The sequence below is a fragment of the Vibrio wakamikoensis genome (assembly GCF_050337275.1).
GTDB lineage: Bacteria > Pseudomonadota > Gammaproteobacteria > Enterobacterales > Vibrionaceae > Vibrio > Vibrio chaetopteri.
The window spans coordinates 26,458-50,807 of sequence record NZ_JAKJST010000031.1 but is presented as its reverse complement, the minus strand read 5'-3'; the positions used below and the strand labels follow the sequence as shown (position 1 = coordinate 50,807).

Here is a 24,350-nt window from a genome sequence, read left to right as displayed (position 1 = left end):
CAGGGCGCGCTTTGGCTAGCGCGCGAATACAGATTTACGTTGGACAAGTGTTGGCGTGAACACAATCGGGTCATCTTCGATGGCCTCACCGCGAGACAGCAGTAATGCTAATCGAGCGGCACGTTCGGCCATCATTGCGATTGGGTAGCGCACGGTTGTGAGATGTGGGTGCACAAAGCGGGCGATTAGGCCGTCATCGAAACCGATAACAGAGATGTCTTTAGGTACCGAAATGGCATTATTTTCAAGCGCTTGAATTGCTCCAGCGGCCATATAATCGTTGTAGGTGACCACCGCAGTAATATCTAACGATTTAGACAGTAAATTGGTCATGGCGAGTTCGCCGCCATCGCTGCTTGGTGCACCTGCTTCAATGTAGTTTTTGGAAAGCAGAATACCGTGATCTTCCAGAGCAGTTCGATAGCCCTTAATGCGCTGATGGGTATCTTCAATGTCTTGGGAAGAAGCAATGCAGGCAATGTTGCGATGACCGGACTTAATTAAATGCAACGTAGCAAGATAAGCGCCGCGCTCGTTGTCGAGCGAAATACAACGTGATTCGATTTGTGGAATAAAGCGGTTAATGATCACCAGCCCTTTCACTTCTTTGGCGTAGTTGATGAGCTCTTCATCACTGAGCCCTTTTGCGTGCAGAATAATTGCCTCGCAGCGGCTATTGATGAGCAGCTCTAAGGCGTGGCGCTCGTCATCTGCATTGTGATAGCCATTGCCAATAAGGATGTGCTTGCCCGCTTCTCTGGCGACTTGATCCACTGATTTGATTAAGGTGCCAAAAAACGGATCCGACACATCAGAAACCACGACGCCGATGGTATTGGTACTTTGGCTGACCAGCGCTCTTGCTGCCGCATTGGGGCGATAGCCCAACTTTTTCATCGCCGCAGACACTGAGTCGATGGAAGACTGGCTGGCTTTGGGCGATTTATTAATAACACGAGACACTGTGGCGACAGAGACTCCTGCTTCTTTAGCGACATCTTTTATGGTTGCCATGGGGCACCTTTTGCATTGGAACTATTACGATTGCGAGTATTAGAACTCGTTTCATATAAGAGTTCAATTTGTATGTTTAACAGTATGTTGTGAGTATTTGAATCGGGTTTTATTTTCAAAGCTCACTCGCATTGTTTGCTATAAATTCACTCGTTGACCGTCGACATCAAACAGATGCACATCGTCATAGCTGCAGCTAATGGCGACTTGCTCAAATTTGTTTACAGCCTGATCGCCCGGAAGGTGAACTTTGAAACCATCGACGCCAGAAGCTTGGCCGAACAAATACGTACTGTTGCCTAGCCTTTCGACGACTTCACTTTGGAATTCGAATCTAACTGGATTGTCGTGATTAAGCGTAAGGTGCTCTGGTCTAACGCCTAGGGTAAGTGCGTCACCGGTTTTTGGAGCTTGCTCTGCGGTTCTTGGCAATGTGAACTGCTCGCCTTTAGCGGTTTTAACAGTAATATCTTGCTCGTTCACTTGCTCAACATGAGCAGGAATGAAGTTCATTTTTGGCGATCCAATAAACCCTGCCACAAACTCATTTTGTGGTGAGTGATACAGCTCCAGTGGACTACCCACTTGCTCAACTCGGCCATCACGAAGTACCACAATCTTATCGGCCAGTGTCATCGCTTCCACTTGGTCGTGAGTGACGTAAATCATGGTGTTGGCAAGGTCTTGGTGCAGCTTAGCGATCTGCAAACGCATATCGACGCGAAGCTCGGCATCGAGGTTGGAAAGTGGCTCATCGAACAAAAAGACCTTTGGATTACGTACTATCGCACGACCAATCGCGACTCGCTGCCTTTGACCACCAGAGAGTTCTTTGGGTTTGCGCTTCAGAAGCTGCTCAAGTTGCAGTGTCTTGGCGGCATTTTGCACCTGTTTATGGACGTACTCTTTAGGGTGGTTATTCATTTTAAGGCCAAAGCCCATGTTCTCTTCAACTGTCATGTGTGGGTAGAGAGCGTAGGACTGAAACACCATAGCCACCCCGCGTTCAGCAGGATCGACATCGTTTACCTTTTCATCATTGATAAAGATCTCACCGTCACTGATCTCTTCTAAACCGGCGACTAGGCGCAGCAATGTCGACTTGCCGCAGCCCGATGGACCAACAAACACCACAAATTCGCCATCGTTAATGTCGAGATCGACGCCGTGAATGGTTTGTACCTTGCCATAGCGTTTGATGACTTGGTTTAAGCGGATGTCAGCCATAAGAACTCCTCGTTATGCAGACAAGTGGCAGCATGAATATGCGTGAATGCCAGTTTTTTTGAATACCATGACCATACGCGCTAATTGACAATTTGTTAGCTGTCAAACCGAGAATAGTTGATCGTGATCATAAATTGTTAACGACTTTGAGTGAAAACTGTGGAAACGTTTACAGTTTTAATTTTGAGCAGTACAACATTTCACCATGTTGGCTAATATTCGAGTGTATTTTCACTAAAACCCATCTAAAACAGTACTTATTGTTGATATTTTCAGAAATTAATGACTGTTAACAGTATGTTGCGGTGGGGTAGGGAGTCACCTTGAAATGGAACAATCTGTGAAAACGGTATACCCACAAAATCAGCTACCGTCACAGCGACGCAAAAGTCGTATTAATACCCAAGTCGCGCCATGGATATTTTTGGCGCCAGCGATCCTAATTTTTTCTGTTTACGTCATCTATCCAATTTTGGACAGTATCTGGCTGAGCTTTTATGAATGGGATGGATTGGGTGAAAAAACTTGGGTGGGTCTCGACAACTATCGAGAGCTTTTTGACTCAGAAGCCTTCTATACCTCACTTAAAAATAACTTTTTGTGGTTGGTGTTCTTTATGTTGGCACCACCTATTGGATTGGCTATTGCGCTCTTTCTCAATCAACAAGTAAGAGGGATTCGCGTAGTTAAATCACTGTTTTTCTTTCCTTTTGTCATCTCTCAAGTGGTGGTGGGTCTCGTCTTTGCGTGGTTCTATGACCCTTCTTTTGGTCTATTTAACATCGTACTTGGCTTTTTCGATATTGAAGCCATTGCGATTTTGTCCAACGAAGATTACGTGACCTACGGGATCATTGCCGCCGGTCTGTGGCCGCAGATTTCCTATTGCATGATCTTATATCTCACTGGTTTGAATAATTTGGATCCAGAGCAGTTGGAAGCCGCTCGCCTTGATGGTGCCAAGAAACTGCGCATGCTTTGGTATGTGGTGTTGCCTCAGCTTCGTCCAGCGACGTTTATTGCTATCGTGGTTACGGTTATCGGCGCACTTCGCTCGTTTGACCTAGTGGCGACCATGACAGCGGGTGGCCCGTGGGGGAGCTCATCCGTGCTCGCTTATCAAATGTACGAAGAATCAATTTTCAACTACCGCATGGGTTATGGCGCCTCGGTGTCGGTTGTTCTGTTTTTGATTATGGATATCTACATCGCTTACTTCTTGTGGCGAATGCTAAGGAGTGAAAAATAATGTTCCCACAACCGATAGAAAAATCTGGACGCTTTACCAATATCAGCTATCGAGCGGCGCTGCCGATTTCGATTGTGATGTGGCTGCTGCCGCTAATCGCGGTGATGATGACGTCGATCCGTTCAATGGAAGACATCAACAAAGGTAATTACTGGGGCTGGCCGAGTGATATTCAGTTTGTTGAAAACTACACGCAAGTGTTTACGGCAACGCCGATGGGCCAGTATTTGCTGAACAGTTTGATCATTACGTTACCGGCAGTGGCTGGCGCGGTCGCGCTGTCTACGTTGGCAGGATTTGCGCTCGCGAAGTATAACTTCAAGGCCAATATTTGGATCTTTGCGATGTTCATTGCTGGTAACTTTGTACCGTTCCAAATCCTGATGATTCCAGTGCGCGATCTCACCATTACCTTTGGTCTTTATGATACGCATTGGGCGCTTATCTTCTTCCACGTCGCCTTCCAAGCCGGCTTTTGTACCCTGTTTATGCGCAACTTTATTGTCGGCATCCCCGATGCCTTGATTGAGGCGGCGCGCGTTGAAGGCGTGAGTGAAATGAAAATCTTCTGGCACGTAGTATTGCCGCTTGTCAGGCCGGCACTAGCCGCACTGTCTGTGTTGGTGTTTACCTTTATTTGGAATGATTACTTTTGGGCGCTGGTTTTAGTGCAAAGCGATGAAGTGCGCCCCGTAACGGCAGGATTGAGTGCATTGAAAGGGCAGTGGTTGGCGTCATGGCAGTTTATTTCTGCTGGTGCCGTCGTCGCTGCAATTCCTCCAGTGGTGCTGTTCTTTACCATGCAGCGTCACTTTATTGCTGGTCTAACGTTGGGAGCAACCAAAGGTTAATCCCGATTTAGCCGCACAATCAGTGCTGGTTGGCGACGACCAGCAAGCTATAACGATAACAATGGAGCCTGAGCGCAAGCTCGACAATAAGGATCTTACTATGAAAATTGTGAAACACCTCGCTGCTACCGCCATACTTGGCGCGTCCCTCTCAACAACCGCTTGGGCGGGCGAGTTAGTGATTAACTCGGATCAAGCAGACCCTGCACCAAAAGAAGCGTGGGCTGAAATCGTGAAACGATTTGAAGCTGAAAACCCAGACATTACGGTGAAGTACAACTTGTATGATAAAGAAGCGTACAAGACGACGATTCGTAACTGGCTGGTCACCTCTCCGCCGGATGTTGTGTTCTGGTATGCGGGTAACCGAATGAAAACATTCGTTGATCGTGGACTATTGGAAGATGTAAGTGACATTTGGGCTGACAACAACATGGCTCAAGACTTTAAATCGGCAGCGCCAGCAATGACGGTGAATGGTAAGCAATACGGTGTGCCTTACACTTACTATCAATGGGGTGTGTACTACCGTAAAGACATCTTTGAGAAGTATGGTATCGCTGAACCAAAAACGTGGGATGAGCTAAAAGCGGCCGCTGCGACACTGAAGAAGAATGAAGTGGCGCCTTTTGCTATCGGTACCAAATACCTATGGACTGCAGCAGGCTGGTTCGACTACATCAACCTACGTACTAACGGCCTTGATTTCCACATCGACCTGATGGACGGCAAAGTGCCTTATACCGACGATCGAGTGAAGAAGACCTTTGCAAACTGGGCTGAGCTAGTGGAACCAGGCTACTACCTAGACAACCACGCGTCATACTCTTGGCAGGAAGCGCAGCCGTTCTTGTACAACGGTGAAGCGGCTATGTACCTGATTGGTAACTTTATTGCGCCTAACTTCCCAGCTGAACTTGATGGCAAGATGGGCTTCTTCCAATTCCCAGTCATCGACCCTGCTGTGCCTATCGCAGAAGATGCACCAATGGATACCATTCATATCCCAACCAAAGCGAAGAACAAAGAAGATGCACGTAAGTTCCTAGCGTTTGTTGCCAAACCAGAGATCCAGCAACTGGTAAATGATGTCCTACTGCAAATCCCAACCAACAGCAAAGCCAAACCTGCGGATGATGAGTTCCTAAACATCGGTGTGGAAATGTTGGCAGAGGCGAGTGGTACGGCGCAGTTCTATGACCGCGATACTGATCCTGCGATGGCGAAAGAAGGCATGAAAGGGTTCCAAGAGTTCATGGTGAAACCTGAGCGTGTGGATCAAATCCTAAAACGTCTTGAAAAAGTACGTCAACGCACGTTTAAGAACTAATCTGTAAAGCGTTTAAATAACGATACCAATGAGCGTTTCCAAACCATTGGAGCGCTCTTTTTGTTTCAAAGAAGTTGTTAATGGAACCATAGGAAGTAGAGATGAGAACTTTTGCCCAAGTGATGGCGGCACGAGAGTGGGAAAATCAACATGTTGTCCAGCGCAACGTCCTCACCGCTCACGCGCCTTTGCATGCCTACAGCAGTATTGAGCAAGCTCGAGTTGGTCAAGCATCAGACAATCAAACCTCACTCAATGGGCACTGGCAGTTTACCTTGCTGACCGCGCCAGAGGCTATGTCCGAAGCCTTTATTGAACCAGATTTTGATGATGCAGACTGGCACTCTCTTCCTGTTCCAAGCAACTGGCAATTACACGGTTTTGATAAACCAATCTACACCAATGTGAAGTACCCATTTGTCGACAATCCTCCTTATGTGCCAGAGCAGAACCCAACAGGGGTGTATCGCAAAAGTTTCGACTATTCACCACGAGAAAATACCTCCACCACCATCACCTTTGATGGTGTGAACAGTGCATTCCATCTGTGGTGTAACGGACATTGGGTAGGGTATTCACAAGATTCTCGACTGCCGGCTGAGTTTGACCTTGGCCAGCATCTGATATCGGGTCGCAACCAACTAACTGTGATGGTGCTGAGATGGTCTGACGGCTCTTATCTTGAAGATCAAGATATGTGGTGGCTAAGTGGCATCTTCCGTGATGTTACTTTGCGCACGAAATCTATAACGCATATAGCGGATGTGGAGACTGTCGCCAGTTTACAATCTGGTTATCGAGATGGCCTGTTAACGGTGACGACAACGGTATCCTCACCAAGCGACACGCTTAAAGTGAACGTGGCACTATTTGATGCAGCAGGTAATGAAATAGCAGCTCAAACTCAGGCATTTGGCGTCGAATTTGTCGATGAAAAAGGTGCGTGGGACAACAAAGCGATTCATCGCTTGTCGGTAGCCGATGTGAAAGCTTGGAGCGCCGAAGCGCCACATCTGTATCGCGTTGTGGTGTCACTCATTGATGACCAGAATCAGCTCATTGACTGCGAAGCCTATTCGGTTGGTTTTCGCAATGTCGAAGTCTTAAATGGCCAGATCTGCGTCAACGGTAAACCGCTTCTTATTCGTGGCGTCAATCGTCACGAGCATCATCCAGAGCTTGGGCATGTCATGACTCGTGAGGCGATGATAGAAGACATCAAACTCCTCAAGCAAAACAACTTCAATGCGGTTCGAACTGCGCATTACCCCAATCACCCGATGTGGTATCAACTGTGTGATGAGTTTGGGCTGTATTTAGTCGATGAAGCCAACATTGAAACCCATGGTCAAGTGCCAATGTGCCGTTTGTCTGATGACAGCGAATGGCTGAACGCCTATATGCGACGTATGGTGAATTTGGTCGAACGAGATAAAAACCATCCGTCTGTGATTGTGTGGTCGCTTGGTAATGAATCAGGCATTGGCGGCAATCATTATGCGATGTATCAATGGGTTAAGCAGCGCGATCCGTCAAGACCAGTGCAATATGAAGGCGGCGGTGCGATGACGGCGGCGACGGATATTATTTGTCCTATGTACGCACGCGTAAACTGGGACTTGCCTGTAGTTGGACACCAGCCAGAAGTCACTCCCCGTATCGGAATCAAAAAGGCCATAGCACTACCAAATGAATCACGGCCGTTGATCCTATGTGAATATGCCCATGCGATGGGCAACAGTTTGGGAAGCTTTGTCGACTATTGGCAAGCGTTTCGCGACCACCCAAGATTGCAAGGCGGCTTTATTTGGGATTGGGTCGATCAAGGCCTGAGTAAAGTGGATGATAAAGGGCGTCACTACTGGGCGTACGGTGGCGATTTTGGTGATGAAATTAACGATCGCCAGTTCTGTATCAACGGTTTGATATTCCCTGATAGAACAGTACATCCCGCTTTATTTGAAGTAAAAAAAGCGCAGCAATATTATCAGTTTAAGCTGGTTAGTGAGCAGCCACTCACTATTGAAGTAGAAAATGAGAATCTTTTTGTTGCCAGTGACAATGAAATGCTTTGCTGGCAACTGCTCCAAGATGGTACGCCGAGTAATTCTGGTGAGTTAGTCATGACAACTCAGCCTGGGAAGAAACAGCAGATCACCTTATGTGATGTTATCGATAAGCAGCCAGGCTCCGAGTACCACCTCAACCTAGAAACCAGATTGATTGAAGAGACGCCGTGGGCAGAGGCGGGACATGTCACTGCGATAGAGCAAATAGAATTGCAAACCTTGCCGATGCTTTTGGTGCCTCAAACGCCAATTATCGCTCAGTTAGCAGTCGTGAAAGCGGAGCAGCGTCTCTCGGTGGTGAGCGATGATATCGCTTTTGAGTTTGATAGTGCCGCCGGCTATCTTGTGAGCTGTAAGGTTCGCGGCGTGGAGAAGCTAACGCAGCCGATTAAAGACAACTTTTGTCGAGCGCCTATCGACAACGATATCGGCACCAGTGAAGCCAATAAACTTGACCCCAACTCTTGGTTTGCCCGCTGGCAAACTGCAGGCTTGGCGAACCTAACTCGTGGGTGCCATTCCTTCGACTATGACGAGGCTGAGGGTGGTGTCAATGTCACCTGTGTTGCCCTCTACAGCAACGATCAGGCGCCAATCATTTCCAGCACTTGGCGTTACCACATTGATAGCGAAGGTCAACTGACAGTGGATGTGGATGTTGCGTTCGCCAAAGGCTTACCACCAATGCCAAGAGTGGGGTTGGAGCTCGGGCTATACCATCAGCCACAAGATGACACCCAAGTGGAGTGGTTTGGACGTGGGCCGCATGAAAACTACCCTGACCGAATTGGATCTGCGCACTTTGGTCGCTATAAACAGCCACTGTCTAGTATGCATACTGACTATATTTTCCCATCGGAAAATGGTCTGCGCTGTGATAGCCGTGAGTTAAAGGTTGGCAGTTTGACAGTGAAGGGCAAGTTTCATTTTTCTGTCAGCGAGTTCAGCCAACATAGTTTAGCTGATGCTAAGCACACCAACGAGCTTGAAAAAGATGGCTGCTTGTATGTGCGCATCGATGGTTACCACATGGGCGTAGGAGGTGATGACTCTTGGACACCAAGCGTTCACAAGGCTTATCAACTTCGCGAGCAACGCTATCGATATGAGGTAGCACTAAGATTTAATGCCTGACTTGATGGTTTGTAACCGTTATCAATAATATCACGGTAATCACTATTAATATCAAGGCTGCAAGGCCTTAATGCACTGTATTTTAGGACTTACTTTGATGAAAACTTTGTGTAAACGTTTTCATAGTCGCGAATTGGATCACGGATCGAGCGAGACAAGGCTTGATAAGATGTTCAGCGGCGGGCAATTAACCTATTGAGAGAAGCTATGACCGACATTCAGTTTGACCCAGTGGATCATCCACATCGTCGTTACAACCCATTGACCGGGCAGTGGATCTTAGTATCACCACATCGCGCTAAGCGTCCTTGGAGTGGTCAAGACGAAAAGCCTGCTACGCAAGCGCTGCCGAGCTTTGATGAAAACTGCTTCTTGTGTCCAGCTAACGCTCGCATTTCGGGAGATGTGAACCCGGATTACCAAGGCACTTATGTGTTCAACAATGACTTCGCGGCACTAATGCCGGATTCACCCGATGCGCCGCAATCCGACAACCCCTTATTCAGAACTCAAGGGGTACGCGGTTTAAGCCGAGTGATTTGCTTCTCTCCTGATCACAGTAAAACCTTGCCCGAGCTCAGCGTCAGTAAAATCAGAGGCGTTATCGATACCTGGAATGAGCAAATTGAAGAGCTCGGCAAAGAATACATTTGGGTGCAAGCGTTTGAGAATAAAGGCGAAACTATGGGCTGCTCACAGCCGCATCCTCATGGCCAGATTTGGGCGAACAGCTTTTTGCCAAACGAAATCGAGCGCAAAGATAAGCACTTACGAGAGTATTTTGAGCAGTATGGCTCAAATCTGTTGGTCGATTACGTAGAGGCCGAGCGACAAGACGGTTCAAGAACTGTAGTTGAAACGGAGCATTGGCTTGCCGTTGTGCCTTACTGGGCAGCGTGGCCGTTTGAAACCATGTTGCTACCAAAAACGCATGTTCGCCGCATGAGCGAACTCAGCGACGAGCAGCGAGATGATTTGGCTGTTGCCATGAAAAAACTGACCAGCCGCTATGACAACTTATTCCAGTGTTCTTTCCCATATTCCATGGGTTGGCACTTCGCACCGTTCTTTGAAGCTAGTGAGGATATTGAGCATTGGCAGTTGCATGCCTTGTTTTATCCTCCACTGCTGCGTAGCGCAACAGTGAGAAAGTTTATGGTGGGTTATGAAATGCTCGCCGAATCGCAGCGTGATTTAACGGCAGAGCAAGCGGCTGAGCGACTAAGAGCGTTGAGTGATGTGCATTACAAAGAGCAGTAACCACCCTATTTTAAACGGCGGCGACGCCGCCGTGATTAGCCAAGGATTGAGGGCGTATTATGTCTGAATTAATAACTAACGTGAAAAGCGTGTTTAAACAGGTATTGGACTATCAACCGACCCATATTATTCAAGCGCCAGGTCGAGTGAACCTAATTGGCGAACATACTGATTATAACGATGGCTTTGTGTTGCCCTGTGCCATTAACTACCAAACGGTCGTCGCTGCTGCAAAGCGCGAAGACAGCTTCATTCGTTTGGTGTCGGTCGATTATGGCAATGATACCGATGAATTTGACCTATCTAAACCGATAGAGTTTTTGCCCGGGAAAATGTGGGCAAACTACATTCGCGGCGTGGTGAAATTCTTGCTAGCCCGAGGCTATACGTTTAAAGGTGCGGATATTTGTGTCACGGGCAATGTCCCTCAAGGCGCGGGGCTGAGCTCTTCTGCTGCGTTGGAGGTGGTGATTGGGCAGACCTTTAAAACGCTTTACGATCTCGATATCAGCCAAGCGGAAATCGCGCTCAATGGCCAGCAAGCTGAAAATGAGTTTGTGGGTTGCAACTGCGGCATTATGGATCAAATGATTTCCGCCAAAGGCGAGCAAAATCATGCCATGTTGCTCGATTGTCGAACGTTAGAGTCGCAAGCGGTATCGATGCCTGAAGCAATGGCAGTGGTCATCATCAATTCCAACAAGCAGCGCGGTCTTGTCGACAGTGAGTACAACACACGGCGATTGCAGTGCGAACAAGCCGCTCAGATTTTTGGCGTCAAAGCGCTGCGTGATGTGAGTATTGAAGAGTTCAATCAAAACCAACAAAACTTAGACGATGTAGTCGCGAAGAGAGCACGCCACGTTATCACGGAAAATGACCGAACCCTTGAGGCTGCGAAGGCATTGCGAGCTCAAGACATGAAACGATTGGGCGAGCTTATGGCTGAATCACACGCTTCAATGCGCGATGATTTTGAGATCACCGTGAGCGAGATAGATTGCTTAGTCGACATTGTCAAAGATGTGATTGGCGACCAAGGTGGCGTGCGAATGACAGGCGGCGGCTTCGGGGGCTGTATCGTCGCACTAATCCCGCCAAGTCTAACCGATGCCGTTGAGCAAGCTGTGACCGCGAAGTATCAAGCAGCCACTGGATTGCAAGCATCGATTTATGTGTGCCAAGCAAGTGCAGGTGCAGGTGTTGTTGAAGTACTTGAGCATTGAGAATGACTGACTTTGAGATAAGAGGATTGCGATGACAGCCATAATGAATGGACTTGCAGCAGACGGCAAACCGCCTTCACTTTACACCTTGTCGAATGCTTCTGAAATGGAAGTAACGGTGATGGATGTTGGTGCGACATGGCTCAGTTGTAAGCTCCCTATCGACGATGAAAAACGAGAAGTGCTGTTGGGCGTTGAGACGATGGAGGACTTTGCGCGTCAAAAGGTCTTCTTAGGTGCGACAGTCGGCCGCTTTGCCAATCGAATCGCTGGTGGAAGGTTTAAGATTGATAGCCACGAGTTTCAAGCCGTGACCAACCAATCAGGCAACAGTTTACACGGCGGCTTGGATGGCTTTGATAAGCGCCGTTGGAGTTTGGTTGAGAAGAGTGATAACAGTGTTGAGCTCAGTTTAGTTTCAGCCGATGGTGACCAAGGGTTTCCCGGCGAGCTAATGGTGAGTGTCCGCTATAGCCTTAGTGAACAAAACCAAGTACTTATTGACTACAGTGCGACAACAACCGCGGCAACGCCGGTTAACCTAACCAATCACGCTTACTTTAATCTTTTGGGTGCTGAGTCTGAAGAGGATATCTTAGGTCATAGCTTGCAGATTCGTGCTGCGCACTATTTGCCGACACAAGCGGATGGTATTCCTTTTACAGAACCAGAGGCTGTGGCGGGGACCAGTTTCGATTTCAATATGACCAAGCCCATTTCGACCCATCTATTGGCCGATGAGCAGCAACGACAAGCAAATGGGTATGATCATTGTTACGTTTTAGAGAGCCAAGGTAACGAGCCGGTGGCGCGTCTCGTCTCTCCAGACAGTCGTGTTGAAATGAGCGTCTTCACGACGAAACCAGGAGTGCAGCTGTATACGGGTAACTGGCTAGCGAATACACCTAATCGTCTAGGCGGACTATACAAAGATTATCAAGGGGTTGCGCTGGAAACTCAGTTTTATCCAGACTCGCCCAATCGCGGCTGGAAAGAGTCAGATGCGATTCTTCGACCTGGCAATCAGTATAAGCACAGTACAAGTTATGAGTTTGCCATCAAATAAACTCGACTATAAATGCCCAGTCTTGACGTAAATAAGCGCGCCATCTCCTTTGGTGAAGGGGGTGTGCTTGCTAAGGTGAGGACTACGGATCCAAGTGCCTTTAGGGTATTCACCATGCTCGTCATAAAAGGTGCCTTCCAGTACCAATATTTCTTCTCCGCCCCAATGCTGGTGGGCATTGAACTGGGTATTGGGCGCCCATTTCACTAAGGCAACATGCTCCGCTTCAAATTCATGTAGCGGCATCACAGTAAGCCCATCAACCAATCCCTGATACCATGACTGCTTTGATGTATTGATGCAAAACTGAGCTTGGTCTTGCTCATGAAACTGGTGCAGTTTGACGAAGATAGTCGCACCGTCAGAGCCAATTTTCGGCGTATGTGCGCTGCCAATAGGATTACGGACATAGCTGCCCGCTGGGTAGTCGCCGTGCTCATCGGAAAAGGTGCCTTCCAAAACGTAAAACTCTTCACCGCCGCTATGGGTATGCGCTGAAAACGCGCTGTTTGGCTCATAGTGTACGATGGACGTCACACGTCCCACTTCATCACCAATGCGGTCTAAACGCATGCGACTTACGCCGGGCATAGGAGAGCCGACCCACTGGTAGTCTGTTGGTCGTATCACTACGCGCTGGTCAAAATCGGCGTTGATTAGAGTTTCCATGTTCTACTTTGTCCTTAGTAAGTTGCCATGAGTGGTACGGATGTCGCCGTTGGTATCGATCACATTATATTGTCATATCTATCATAGTTTGAAACTGAAAAGAGCACGAATTCGTGCTCTTTTGATAATGGGTTGAGTCTGGCTGACTATTTGAGAACGATCGTCTTAGTCATACCATCTTCTGCGTGGCCTGGAATGTTACAGGCGAATTCAATCTCTTTTTCACCGTGGAAGTGCCAGTTGAGCTTTCCCGCTTTTCCTGGCTTGAGGTACAGGACATTGCCCATGCTGTGATGATCGTGATCCTCTGTTGGGTTTTCCATCATTTTACGGTGAGCAATTTGCTCGGATGGTGAGCCGATGACAAACTCATGATCGTCTTTGCCTGTGTTCATTACCACAAACTGAACGACATCGTTCGGTTTGATTTCGACATCACGTTTGAATGAGATGGTCATGTCATCTTTTAGAATGACGTGTACCACCTTGTCGGGTTTTGCGCCTGCAGCAGGCATGCCGACGACTGACATGCCTTCCATGTTCATCATGCCATGATTCATTTTACTATGATCTATCGTGTCATGATTCATAGCTCCGTGATCCATTTTTGAATGATCCATGCCATCGGCGAAGCTTTGTGTGGCAATCAATGTCATGGTTAGTGCGATGAGTGTCTTTTTCATTTTGATGTCCTTTTGTGGTTTGCACCTGCCGTCTCTGTACTTTCAAGCGACAAGCAGGTGCGAGCTAGTTACTGTTTGATCTCTTTAGATTTCCAAAGTTTGTATATGGCAGGCAGTACAAGTAGTGTGAGCAACAGTGCCGAAGCCATACCTCCTATCATTGGTGCTGCGATACGCTGCATCACTTCAGAGCCGGTGCCGGAGCCATACATAATGGGGATAAGGCCAATGATGACTGTTAACACGGTCATCATGACCGGTCGTACGCGAAGGCCTGCTCCTTCTCGGATTGCCTCAGTCAGCATGTCAGCGGTCAGCGGTGTATGGTCTTGCTCTGCCAAGAGCTTTCGTCCATGCCATGCTTGATTGAGGTAGACCAACATGATGACGCCAATCTCAACCGCGACACCCGCAAGCGCGATGAAGCCGACGCCAACTGCGATTGAGAAGTTGTAGCCAAGATAGTGCATGACCCATAAGCCACCGACCATCGCGAGTGGCAAGGTGCCCATGATGGCGAGTACCTCACCCACGCGGCGAAAGCTCAAATAGAGCAATAACATGATGATGGCGAGCATAATCGGGATCACGACACCAAGACGTTGTTTGGCACGCTCCATATATTCGTATTGACCGGACCATGCCAGTGAGTAGCCAGCGGGCAGCACCAGCTTTTCAGCGACCACTTGCTGCGCTTCACTGACGTAGGACCCTAAATCGCGCTCGGCAATGTCGACGAGTACCCAGCCGTTCGGGCGTGCATTCTCGGTTTTGATCATCGGAGGGCCATCTTCATAGCGAATATCTGCCACATCGGCGAGTGCGATGCGTGCACCTGCTGGGGTGACTAGGGGCAGGTTTTGCAGTTTAACCACTGAGTTACGATAGTCCTGTGGGTAGCGCACGTTAATTGGGTAACGTTCGAGCCCTTCGACGGTTTCGCCCACATTCATACCGCCAACGGCCGTAGAGATCACTTGTTGAACGTCACTGACATTCAGCCCGTAGCGCGCGGCTGCTAGACGTTTAATATCAATGGTTACGTAACGGCCACCTGCCACTCGCTCGGCATAGACCGAAACGGTGCCCGCGATGTCATTGAGAATCGGCTCAAGGTTGGCACCAATCTCTTCAATTACACTAAGTTCAGGTCCTGCGATCTTAATCCCAATAGGGGTCTTGATACCGGTTGCGAGCATGTCGATTCGGGTTTTGATTGGCATCACCCAAGCGTTCGTTAAACCCGGGAACTGAACCAGATCGTCAAACTCTTTGCGAAGTGACTCGGTCGTCACACCTTCGCGCCACTCATCTCTCGGCTTAAGCTGAATGGTGGTCTCAATCATAGTGAGAGGCGCAGGATCAGTGGCCGTTTCTGCGCGGCCAATCTTGCCCCACACGGTTTCAACCTCAGGTACGGTTTTGATGAGCTTATTGGTTTGTTGCAACAGTTCGCGTGCTTTACCAATTGAAATGCCGGGATAGGTGGTCGGCATGTACATCAAGTCGCCTTCATCAAGCGGTGGAATAAACTCGCTACCCAGTTTAGAAGTCGGGTAGTAAGCAGAACCTAGCAAACCCAAAGCGATGATGATCATGGTTTTCGGGTAACGAAGGCTCAAGTTAAGCATCGGCCGGTAAAGGCCAATCAGAGCCTTGTTCACTGGGTTTTTGTGCTCTGGGAGTACCTTGCCGCGAATGAAGTAACCCATGAGTACAGGCACTAAAGTGATCGCTAGACCTGCTGCCGCCGCCATGGCGTAGGTTTTGGTGTAAGCCAGCGGCGAGAACATTTTGCCTTCTTGACCCTCAAGGGCGAAAACGGGCACGAAGCTGAGTGTAATGATGAGCAGCGAGAAAAATAGCGGCGCGCCAACTTCCTCTGCCGCTTTACTGATCACCTGCCAGCGGTTTTGGTCGTTGAGCGGCGTTTTCTCTATATGCTTGTGCACATTCTCTATCATCACGATCGCCCCATCGACCATGGCGCCGATAGCGATGGCAATACCACCCAGCGACATGATGTTGGCGTTGATGCCTTGCCAATGCATGACGATGAATGCGCAAAGAATCCCCACCGGCAAGCTAATGGCAATGACAATTGAGGAGCGGATGTGAAACAAAAATAGTGCACACACAATCGCGACCACAATGAATTCTTCGGCGAGTTTATTCCAAAGGTTGTCTACCGCGGCATTGATAAGCGTTGAACGATCGTAGGTAGCGACAATTTCGACGCCTTCCGGCAAGCTACGCTGTAAGTCATCAAGCTTGGCTTTGACGTTGTCGATAACTTCACTGGCGTTTTCACCAAAGCGCATCACAATCACGCCGCCTACCGCTTCACCTTCACCATTAAACTCAGAGATCCCACGACGCATTTGTGGGCCAAGGTTAATGTCGGCAATGTCGCCAAGGAGCAAAGGTGTGCCCTTACTTGTGACTTTAAGTGGTAGGGCTTGAATGTCTTCTATGCTGGTCAAATAGCCCGTAGTACGAACCATGTGCTCTGCTTCTGCCACTTCGATCACCGAAGCTCCGCTTTCCTGGTTACCGTTTTTGATCGCTGCATTCACTTGTTGAAGTGTTAAATCGTAGGCGCGCAGCTTAGCGGGATCGATCTGCACTTGGTATTGCTTCACCATGCCGCCTACGGTGGCTACTTCAGAGACGCCATCGACGGTTTGCAGCTCGTATTTTAAGAACCAGTCTTGTAAGCTTCGCAGCTCCGCAAGGTCGTGTTGTCCTGTGGTATCTTGCAGTACATAGCTGTATATCCAGCCGACTCCCGTTGCATCGGGGCCGAGCGTTGGTTTGGCTTGCGAAGGCAGTTTTGGTGCTACTTGGCTGAGATATTCCAGTACCCGTGAACGTGCCCAATACATGTCGGTATCATCATTAAAGATGATGTAGACATAGGAGTCACCAAAGAACGAGTAACCGCGCACGGTTTCTGCGCCCGGTACCGCAAGCATGGCAGTGGTGAGTGGGTAAGTCACCTGATCTTCGACAACTTGAGGAGCCTGTCCCGGATAGCTGGTTTTAATGATTACCTGCACGTCGGAGAGATCGGGTATGGCGTCCACCGGGGTGTTTTTGACGCTGTAAAGGCCGGCTAATGTTAAGAAGCAGATCGCCACCAACACCAGAAATCGGTTGTTGATAGACCAGCGGATAATCGCTCCAATCATGGCTGTTCTCCTCCATGTTTGAGCTCAGACAAAATAAACTCACTGCCTTGCTTCTGAATCAAAAAGCGTGCGTTATCACCTTCTTCAAAACCAGTGAAATCAACGTTGCCATCTGTAGAGAAATTCATCTCTCCCGATTGCCAGTTCCATTCTGGGACGTCACTGTGCACTATGGTGATCATGCCAAAATCGGCCATTAGCATAGAGATGTTGCCATTGACCCAGATCTCTGTGGGCATAGGGTTTTCACTAGGGTTGATGGCCGTAACCTTGTATTGACCATCGGGCGTTTTGGCCATTTCAAACTCGATTTGTTGTCCTGCTTTAAGTGCTTCTATCGCCACGTTTGGCTCCACGTTAAAATCCATCACCATGCCCGGCCAGTTCCATTCAGGTACCGGTTGATGATTGATGGTTAACATAGCGTGACCCGCCATCACATTGGTGATCTCACCTTTTGCCCACACAGTTTCAACCGGAGGCTCTACGCCATTGATGCGCGACAAATCAGCGCTTTGACTGGACTCTGAGTCGAGCATGAATTGTGCTGATGTCACTACGATGTCCTGTGTGGTTAATCCTTCCAGTACCTCAATACGATCACTGGCTTCACGGCCGACTCGAATGCGAGCAGAGCGGTACTTGCCGTCACCTTCAGAGAGGACAACTCGGCTCATGCCACCCGAGCGAATCACCGCTGAATGCGGAATCGTCAGCACAGCGTCATCGGTTTGCGGTTGTAAAGCGATATTGGCAAACATGTTAGGTTTGAGTTGAAAATCCGGGTTGTCGAATTTGAGCCTAACGCGCAGGGTTCGAGTGGATGGATCGAGGATCGGATAGACATAGTCGACTTGCCCTTGCCACTCCTTACCGGGGATAGCATCCAAAGTCATCACTGCGCTACTACCGTTTTTTATCCATTCAGCTTGGCGCTCAAAAACCTCAGCATCGACCCATACTTGGTCGATAGGGCCGGCGCTAATCACCGACTGAGATGGGGACAAGTAGCCGCCCTCGCGTACATTAAGCGTAGCGACGACACCGCTGCCGAACGCTTTGATATCGATGGTTTGTGATGCTTTACCTTGACGGACAATTTGACGTATTTGCGCTTTGTCGACTCCAAGGGTGATTAGACGCTCGGTCGCCCCTTTGATAAGAGAGCCACGCTTAGTTCGATAGGCATTGAGTAGCTCCTCTTGCGCCTTAACAAGCTCAGGCGAATAGAGTTTAAATAACACGTCACCTTTATTGATTCGCTCTCCCACCGCATTGATGTAGAGCTTTTCTACCCAACCCGCGACACGTACGTTGGTTTGCCATAGACGGCTTTCATCAAAGGCGATGTAACCGACGGTAGCAATGCGAGGCGAGAGCTTTTGTGTCTCGACGGAGGCAGTTTTAACACCAAGATTGTTCTCTACTGCCGGGTCAATTTTAACGGTACCTGGTTTGTCATTCGCGCCGTTGAGGTCATCGGCGTAGACTGGAATGAGATCCATCCCCATTGGAGACTTACCCGGTTGGTCGCGTTTATAGTTGGGATCCATAGGGGCAACCCAGTAAAGCGGCTCATTCGCATCGCTATTGCCTTTGCTTTGTGATGACATAGTGCTTTGTGACGACATTGAGCTCATTGAGTGTGCACCGAAATACTGCGTTCCCACTATTCCCAGACCTGCACCAACGGCCAGCGCCAATAGGGCGACATTTCGTGTTTTCATTATTGTTTCCCTTGAATCTATGGTTGTTTTGTTGATGACGGCTGAGAAATAACTGGCGTTTCTGCGTGGTATTCGAATCCACCAAGGAAATACGCCAAGTTGCTACTGACAATGTTGAGGTCTGTCTCCAACCTCAGTGCTTCAATCTCAATGGCTAGCTCATCACTGGAGGCGGTGATCACATCGCTAAATTGTGCGGTGTTGTTCTCGTAACCTCGCTCTACAGCTCTAGTGCGCGCTTTGGCTTGGGGCAGAAGACTCTGCTGGTAGCGCTCGAAGCGTTCAATGAGGTTGTGTCTGTCCATCATCAGCGCGTTAACCTTGGCATTCATCTGAGCCAACAACGCATCTTTGCTCGACTTTGACGCGACCACTTGGTGCTGGGCGGCTGCATGGTTCTTGTCTTGTCGATTGCCGGTGAATAAGGGAATGTCCATGGTTACGTAGGCACTAAGGAGATCGGGCGCAGGGGCGCCACGCATGTTGGGGGCTTGGCGATGGGCATACATGGCTTCAACACCAAATTGCGGCTTGTAGGCCTCTTCGGCAATGGAGACCTGAGTCTCATTGGCAGCAATTTGAATGTCGGCCATTTTCGCCATTGGGTGCTGGTTAAGTAAGTTGAAATAGCCAGAGCCACTTTGGCTAGTCAATTGCTGCTCAAGACGTCCCCAATCAGTTGCGATATTGGCGTTAAGATCTGAGCTTTGGTTTAGCCAACCTGAACCCAGCCATTCGGAGAGCTGAGACAGCAACCGACTTTGCATTTGCCTATTGGCGTGCAACTTGTCATCGAGCTGACTGACTTGTAGCTGACTACGGATTAAGTCTTGTGACTCGCTGTTGCCAATGGCGTAGTTGGTTTGAATGAATCGCTCCATTTCTACCATCAGGGAACGCTTTTCTTTCAGTACGCGCTCTGAGTGCTGCTGAAAGCCAAGCTCAAGCCATAGCTGAGTAATGCTATTAGCAATGTCGAGCTCACGGACTTTTACTTGAAGCTCAATACCATCGGCTTGCTGCTGGGCTTTCTTATTTTGCAGACCAAGCGTATCGCCGCGGCCAAACTGCTGCATCATACCGACCGAAATATTCGTCATCGGATCTTGGTCGAACCGAAAACTGTCTGTCGGTAAACCGCCGACCCCGACTTTTAATACGGGGTCTTTCAGCGTTGAGCTGGCAATACCGGTATCTCGCATCGCCTGAGATTGGGCGTGATACTGGGTTCGATTGGCATCGTTGGCAATCGCCAAGTTGATTAATGTATCGAGCGATAACGCCTGTGCGCTCGCTTGAGACTGCTGTGTTGCTCCCGCGCTGCTTGTCGCTTGTGCAGTGGGTGCGAGTAGAATGATTGCACTTACAGCCAGTGCAATCGGATGTTTGATTATTTTCACGATCATTTCCAAACTACGTGCCTGTATAACAGGCGCGATAAAACGTCCCCAACTAGGGTTGGGCATTAGCGTGTGTTGGAATGATTACGCCGAGGGCGGGCGCTCGAGGTGTTCGATTCTATGGATCGGTTGCGTGAATGGGTCTACAGAGCGCTTGGAGAAGCGAGCGTGGCCTTCGCTTGAAAGCAAGACAAAGGGGGCAAAGCCTAAGGTAGTGCCACACATTGTGGTGCAACAGGTGGTGTGGGAGTCGGGCTCTGCACTGGCGCACTGGCTGTTATCTGCAATGTCCGGTGTTGGACTCGTGCTGTGATGAGCGTGATGGGACGCTGTCTGGGTCATACCACAAGACATCGATGCATCGGTCATACCATTATGCATAGCCATCGCAGGCGCGCTAGTTACAAACGTTGAAATAACGAGTGCAAGCAAGCTCACGAATGTGATCCACGATTTGTTGGCGATAATGGCGTGCATACAGAACCTTTTTAACAAGACTCACTAAAGATAAAGGTTACCCCTAGGGGAAGGTCAATAGTTCAACGGATTTCTTGTGTTGTTTGCTAAAGAAATCTTCAAAATATAGCTTAGGTGAGCTTAGAGGTAGGGTTTTTGCAGCAAACCAACTAGACATTGCTATCGCGTTTTCTAATCTATTGGAAGTATAGGATCACAACTGAGGGGGTATGGAATGAGACGATTTATAATGGGGTGCTTGGCTATAACTGCCTTTAGTGCATATGCAGGCTTAGACCCTAACGTGAGTAATGACACGCTCGAATCTGCTAAGGCTTCAATGCAAAAACACTTGGAGAAAGAAGGGCTCACTATTGATGACGCGAAGTTGTCTCTCGCCTACAAATATGGTCGCAACAAGAGTACGATCTATTTTGAAGTTGCTGAGCATGATGGCGGCGCAGAAATCTACAAGGTCGTTTGTTCAGGTGATAAATGCCACCTTCAGTATCGTTGACTCCAAGCGCCAATTGATTTCATTTTGATAGGCGAGAAATCAATGCTTCTCGCCTTAGTTCTAGTATCTCTTCAATTAACTTTTCTTGTGCATTGATACCAAAATGTTCAGCGTAGCGTTTTACCTTCTGAATTTGGCTTGGGTCGAGCTGATAGACTTCGCGTTTAAGCCTTGAGCGCGCCTCACTTTTTATCAAGCCTTGTGATTGCATCAGACGCACGATAGTGGCGTCCATCGGGTGTTTGTGTTGTTGCATAGCGTTTGATTAACTGACCGAATGAAGGTGGTTTCGTTTGAGTGTCGCGATGCAAGATAGTGACAAAGTGTGACAGCTTTATTGCAAAGTGTTGAATAAGAATTTGGGGTTTTTGAAAAGGGTTCTGAGTTGTTGCATCTCGTGGAGTTAAAGAGAGATGAGTGACAAAACAGGATTCAAGCGAGCTTTGTTCAATAATTGAACTTATTTCCAACTAATAATTAATTCATTATAAGTTTGCATTTATTTTGTGAAATCTCCCGCATCTGATCATTATTATTGACCTATTGCCTGATAACCTTCCTTTGGGCTGCTAGCATATTTTTAGCTATTAAATAACGAAATGGTTTCTATTCGCTCATTTTTAGCTCGTGAAACAGAAAGATATTCTCTTTAGAAAGGTATAAATATGTTTAGGATGAACAAGGTCGCGCTCTCTATAGCGTGCCTAGTGTTTAGCAGCCATGTGTTTGCTGCGGAACCTTATGATGCCACTCAGTCGTACTCTGGTGGTAGTCAAGTAACGGTGGATGGTACCACCTACGAAGCTAAATGGTGGGTTGGGGCAGGTCAAAGCCCGACGGACATTTATGCAAATGAATGGGATTCTCCATGGAAAGTAGTCAGTGGTGCTAATCCGTCACCGGAGCCTTCACCAGAACCAACCCCTGATCCTTCTCCAGAACCAACACCGGATCCAACGCCTGAACCGACACCGGATCCAGGCACGACTCCATCGAGCGGTGCTTGTGCCGACTTTAATGTTTATCCAGATTGGACGCAAAGCAACCACGCTACGGCTGGCGACATCATGGTTAACGAGAATGTAGCGTATAAGGCTAACTGGTGGACGTCTTCCATTCCAGGCAGCGATAGCAGCTGGGCAACGCATCTGGATTGTGGTGGAGCTTCTTCTGAGCCCAGCGCGAAGCTTGCTCTGCCAAACCCTCTTGATCCGGTAAGGTTAGAAGTCGCGGGATGGCCAAGTCATTTGGTGGTGGCAAGTCCTGCCACACTTGATGCGCCTGCTAGCCAATACTTTGCAACGAATAGTAGCCAAGATCTGGCTGACGTTACTAAGTTGACCAATATCTTTGTCGCACTCATTCAAACCGCTGAAGCGGCGGGTAGCAGTTCGATTGTACTCACATCTGATGTCCTTGATATAGCGACTGCCGATAAAGGGCAAGCGCTTGGTACAGTGGCGGTCAAACAAGCGTTAACGGCCGCAGTGGCTTCAACCGCAAGTGCGATTGAAGCGAGTGCCATTAATGCACTGACTGATGATGTTAATGGCTGGGCGCAGGCTCATAACCTTATTATTTCCACTTTAGCGCCTCAGGCGACCTTTGGCTGGACATTAACTATTGGTGACTTTGCTTTCAATCCTCATTCCGGTAAGCGAGCTGTTTGGAATGCTGCCTCTTCATCTTCTGCAGATCTGCTCTCAAGTTTTGCACTTTATGACGCAGGTTCGACAACCAGAGCAGATTTCATCGCCTTTACTAAATCGGCGAATACGGCGGCATTATCTGATGAGCAGTGGTACTACGCCCTAGAATATGTGAAGCAAATCTCCGATCACATTCGTACCCCTGCACTGTTAACCTCGATGCCAACGTCGCAAACGGTCAGCTACTTCATGGGGGATTTGTCTAAGCAAGGTCAGTTGCGTAAAGCTGCTCACAGCAATGTATTTGCGATTTTGTTTGATAGTGAAACTGTAGAGCTCACCAATAAGATTGAGCAGTACCAAACCGCTAAGTTACCACTCTACTACGTAGGAGAGAGCATCACTAACGGTCCTCTTACGCGTATCGCTGCACTTAACGGCGAGCTGGCGAGTGCGGAAAATGCAATGAATAATCAAGCATTCCTGTATGAAGTCTCGCAAGGCAACTGGGCACCGTCGACTGTGTATAAATGGGCAGATTTCTTAGCTGGCCTTAACTCTATGCACAACGTGGGTGTTGCTGGAAATACGTTCTGGCTATTGGATGAGACCGTAGACGATGCGACCAATGCTAAGTATGCAAAAGTAGCGATTGCTGCTTTCCTATCACAAAGCATGCAAGAGACCATTCGCTATAATGCCTGTGACGAGAACAACTGGTCAGAAGTAAGATACGGCGCGGCGGTTAACTACCCAATGACAGCAAGTTGTGGTCAGTTGGGGCAGAAGTACGCAGATTATGGCATGGATCCAGTGACAGGTATTGATCATCCATATTCGTGTCCGCGCGATCCGAAAATGGAAGTGAGCGCTTTGACCAATGCTAAATGGTACGGCGCACCGGCTCCGATTTTTGCAGCGCCAGACTCAGTGCTTGCAGAGAAAGGACTCCTCGTGAATGGGAATGTTGGCCGCTGGACCAACGATGGTCACTGTATGGAAGTCCCATCGACTGTCGACAGTTCACAACAAGTATGGGAGCGTGCCGACTGTAAAGTGTACGAAGGTCAAAAGGCGGGTAAGTTCATTTGGGATGGAAGTGATACGACTGGAACGGTTGAAGGCTGTGGTTGGTGGGGACGTGGTGTTATTCAAACGACTGGTCGCCAAAACTTCGGTACTCTAAACCACTTTATGGGACGTTCGCATGTTGACCCAGATACCGTAGGCACTACTGTGAATGGTGTGGTGGTGGAAGCACCTCCGGCCAACCCTCTATATGCTGATTTGGATTTCTGTTCAAATCCAGGCTTGATCTGTAGCTCTGAGGAGAATCGCGAAATCAAATGGATTGCGGGTCTGTTCTATTGGGTTTCTTCGGTTCAAACCTACAATGACGAAGGTGGTCCATACGCGGCTTGGAACTATCATACTGAGCTTAAGAAATATGTAGATGGTGGAATGCAAGGCACTGAGTTTATCGATGCGGTGTCAGGTATTGTTAATCGTGGCTGTCCAGATAGTACGTGTCCGGTGAGTGGTAAAGTTCACGCTGTTAAGGAGCGACAGGACAACTTTAAGTTAGTGTTGCAAACACTTGGACTGAATCCTCAATAACTCTTTCCCTGAGAA

The 24,350-nt window shown here is 48.5% G+C and carries 18 protein-coding genes; 10 read left to right on the top strand and 8 right to left on the bottom strand.

Annotated elements, in window-relative coordinates; translation table 11 throughout:
* Positions 1-15: 15 nt before the first annotated feature.
* Positions 16-1,014 carry a substrate-binding domain-containing protein gene (locus tag L4C42_RS18435; protein ID WP_353498750.1) on the bottom strand — a complete coding sequence of 333 codons (999 nt, stop codon included), beginning with the start codon at positions 1,012-1,014 and terminating at the stop codon, positions 16-18.
* Positions 1,015-1,152: 138 nt separating this feature from the next.
* Positions 1,153-2,241, bottom strand: coding sequence for an ABC transporter ATP-binding protein (locus L4C42_RS18430; RefSeq protein ID WP_353498751.1), 1,089 nt, complete (start codon positions 2,239-2,241; stop codon positions 1,153-1,155).
* A 328-nt stretch (positions 2,242-2,569) separates the two neighbouring features.
* On the opposite strand from L4C42_RS18430, the gene L4C42_RS18425 reads away from it, so the two are divergent.
* From L4C42_RS18425 to galM, 7 genes are all read left to right on the top strand, one after another.
* Positions 2,570-3,490, top strand: a complete 921-nt coding sequence (locus L4C42_RS18425; RefSeq protein WP_353498752.1) for a carbohydrate ABC transporter permease — start codon at positions 2,570-2,572, stop codon at positions 3,488-3,490.
* Positions 3,490-4,341, top strand: coding sequence for a carbohydrate ABC transporter permease (locus L4C42_RS18420; RefSeq protein WP_418642658.1), 852 nt, complete (start codon positions 3,490-3,492; stop codon positions 4,339-4,341). Before L4C42_RS18425 ends, L4C42_RS18420 begins: the two co-directional genes overlap by 1 nt.
* Before the next feature lie 100 nt (positions 4,342-4,441).
* Positions 4,442-5,671 carry an ABC transporter substrate-binding protein gene (locus L4C42_RS18415; RefSeq protein WP_353498754.1) on the top strand — a complete coding sequence of 410 codons (1,230 nt, stop codon included), beginning with the start codon at positions 4,442-4,444 and terminating at the stop codon, positions 5,669-5,671.
* Positions 5,672-5,772: 101 nt separating this feature from the next.
* Positions 5,773-8,874 carry a beta-galactosidase gene (locus L4C42_RS18410; RefSeq protein ID WP_429761588.1) on the top strand — a complete coding sequence of 1,034 codons (3,102 nt, stop codon included), beginning with the start codon at positions 5,773-5,775 and terminating at the stop codon, positions 8,872-8,874.
* A 207-nt stretch (positions 8,875-9,081) separates the two neighbouring features.
* A complete protein-coding gene (locus L4C42_RS18405; protein ID WP_429761587.1) occupies positions 9,082-10,134 on the top strand; it encodes a UDP-glucose--hexose-1-phosphate uridylyltransferase in 1,053 nt (350 codons plus the stop codon).
* Positions 10,135-10,193: 59 nt separating this feature from the next.
* Positions 10,194-11,360, top strand: coding sequence for a galactokinase (gene galK, locus L4C42_RS18400; RefSeq protein ID WP_353498757.1), 1,167 nt, complete (start codon positions 10,194-10,196; stop codon positions 11,358-11,360).
* 31 nt (positions 11,361-11,391) lie between these two features.
* Complete coding sequence (galM, locus tag L4C42_RS18395; RefSeq protein WP_353498758.1) at positions 11,392-12,426, top strand: galactose-1-epimerase; 1,035 nt, start codon at positions 11,392-11,394, stop codon at positions 12,424-12,426.
* A gap of 6 nt (positions 12,427-12,432) precedes the next feature.
* Here the strand turns inward: galM and L4C42_RS18390 are convergent, their stop codons facing one another.
* The 5 genes from L4C42_RS18390 to L4C42_RS18370 form a co-directional block, all read right to left on the bottom strand.
* Entirely contained in the window at positions 12,433-13,095 is a 663-nt protein-coding gene (locus L4C42_RS18390; protein ID WP_353498759.1) for a cupin domain-containing protein, read from the bottom strand.
* Positions 13,096-13,241: 146 nt separating this feature from the next.
* On the bottom strand, positions 13,242-13,778 hold the full coding sequence (gene copI, locus L4C42_RS18385) for a copper-resistant cuproprotein CopI (RefSeq protein WP_353498760.1): 537 nt from the start codon (positions 13,776-13,778) through the stop codon (positions 13,242-13,244).
* Positions 13,779-13,846: 68 nt separating this feature from the next.
* Entirely contained in the window at positions 13,847-16,969 is a 3,123-nt protein-coding gene (locus L4C42_RS18380) for an efflux RND transporter permease subunit (protein ID WP_353498761.1), read from the bottom strand.
* The gene (locus tag L4C42_RS18375) at positions 16,966-18,696 is read right to left on the bottom strand and encodes an efflux RND transporter periplasmic adaptor subunit (RefSeq protein WP_353498762.1); all 1,731 of its coding nucleotides are present in this window, start codon (positions 18,694-18,696) and stop codon (positions 16,966-16,968) included. Before L4C42_RS18375 ends, L4C42_RS18380 begins: the two co-directional genes overlap by 4 nt.
* 17 nt (positions 18,697-18,713) lie before the next feature.
* Positions 18,714-20,054 (bottom strand): TolC family protein, encoded by a 1,341-nt coding sequence (locus L4C42_RS18370; protein WP_418643018.1) that lies wholly within the window; start codon positions 20,052-20,054, stop codon positions 18,714-18,716.
* A 175-nt stretch (positions 20,055-20,229) separates the two neighbouring features.
* Here L4C42_RS18370 and L4C42_RS18365 point away from each other — a divergent pair, with 175 nt between their 5' ends.
* Positions 20,230-20,409 carry a hypothetical protein gene (locus L4C42_RS18365; protein ID WP_353498763.1) on the top strand — a complete coding sequence of 60 codons (180 nt, stop codon included), beginning with the start codon at positions 20,230-20,232 and terminating at the stop codon, positions 20,407-20,409.
* Positions 20,410-20,787: 378 nt separating this feature from the next.
* Entirely contained in the window at positions 20,788-21,069 is a 282-nt protein-coding gene (locus L4C42_RS18360; RefSeq protein WP_353498764.1) for a hypothetical protein, read from the top strand.
* A 19-nt stretch (positions 21,070-21,088) separates the two neighbouring features.
* Here L4C42_RS18360 and L4C42_RS18355 read toward each other — a convergent pair whose 3' ends face one another.
* Positions 21,089-21,325: a hypothetical protein gene (locus tag L4C42_RS18355; RefSeq protein WP_353498765.1), complete on the bottom strand. Its 237-nt coding sequence runs from the start codon at positions 21,323-21,325 to the stop codon at positions 21,089-21,091.
* Positions 21,326-21,734: 409 nt separating this feature from the next.
* Here L4C42_RS18355 and L4C42_RS18350 point away from each other — a divergent pair, with 409 nt between their 5' ends.
* Positions 21,735-24,335 carry a cellulose-binding domain-containing protein gene (locus L4C42_RS18350; RefSeq protein WP_429761584.1) on the top strand — a complete coding sequence of 867 codons (2,601 nt, stop codon included), beginning with the start codon at positions 21,735-21,737 and terminating at the stop codon, positions 24,333-24,335.
* Positions 24,336-24,350 lie beyond the last annotated feature (15 nt).

Coding starts and splice junctions, on each gene's coding strand:
- L4C42_RS18435 (WP_353498750.1), bottom strand. CDS start 1,014: ATGGCAACCATAAAAGATGTCGCTAAAGAAGCAGGAGTCTCTGTCGCC.
- L4C42_RS18430 (WP_353498751.1), bottom strand. CDS start 2,241: ATGGCTGACATCCGCTTAAACCAAGTCATCAAACGCTATGGCAAGGTA.
- L4C42_RS18425 (WP_353498752.1), top strand. CDS start 2,570: ATGGAACAATCTGTGAAAACGGTATACCCACAAAATCAGCTACCGTCA.
- L4C42_RS18420 (WP_418642658.1), top strand. CDS start 3,490: ATGTTCCCACAACCGATAGAAAAATCTGGACGCTTTACCAATATCAGC.
- L4C42_RS18415 (WP_353498754.1), top strand. CDS start 4,442: ATGAAAATTGTGAAACACCTCGCTGCTACCGCCATACTTGGCGCGTCC.
- L4C42_RS18410 (WP_429761588.1), top strand. CDS start 5,773: ATGAGAACTTTTGCCCAAGTGATGGCGGCACGAGAGTGGGAAAATCAA.
- L4C42_RS18405 (WP_429761587.1), top strand. CDS start 9,082: ATGACCGACATTCAGTTTGACCCAGTGGATCATCCACATCGTCGTTAC.
- galK (WP_353498757.1), top strand. CDS start 10,194: ATGTCTGAATTAATAACTAACGTGAAAAGCGTGTTTAAACAGGTATTG.
- galM (WP_353498758.1), top strand. CDS start 11,392: ATGACAGCCATAATGAATGGACTTGCAGCAGACGGCAAACCGCCTTCA.
- L4C42_RS18390 (WP_353498759.1), bottom strand. CDS start 13,095: ATGGAAACTCTAATCAACGCCGATTTTGACCAGCGCGTAGTGATACGA.
- copI (WP_353498760.1), bottom strand. CDS start 13,778: ATGAAAAAGACACTCATCGCACTAACCATGACATTGATTGCCACACAA.
- L4C42_RS18380 (WP_353498761.1), bottom strand. CDS start 16,969: ATGATTGGAGCGATTATCCGCTGGTCTATCAACAACCGATTTCTGGTG.
- L4C42_RS18375 (WP_353498762.1), bottom strand. CDS start 18,696: ATGAAAACACGAAATGTCGCCCTATTGGCGCTGGCCGTTGGTGCAGGT.
- L4C42_RS18360 (WP_353498764.1), top strand. CDS start 20,788: ATGAGACGATTTATAATGGGGTGCTTGGCTATAACTGCCTTTAGTGCA.
- L4C42_RS18355 (WP_353498765.1), bottom strand. CDS start 21,325: ATGCAACAACACAAACACCCGATGGACGCCACTATCGTGCGTCTGATG.
- L4C42_RS18350 (WP_429761584.1), top strand. CDS start 21,735: ATGTTTAGGATGAACAAGGTCGCGCTCTCTATAGCGTGCCTAGTGTTT.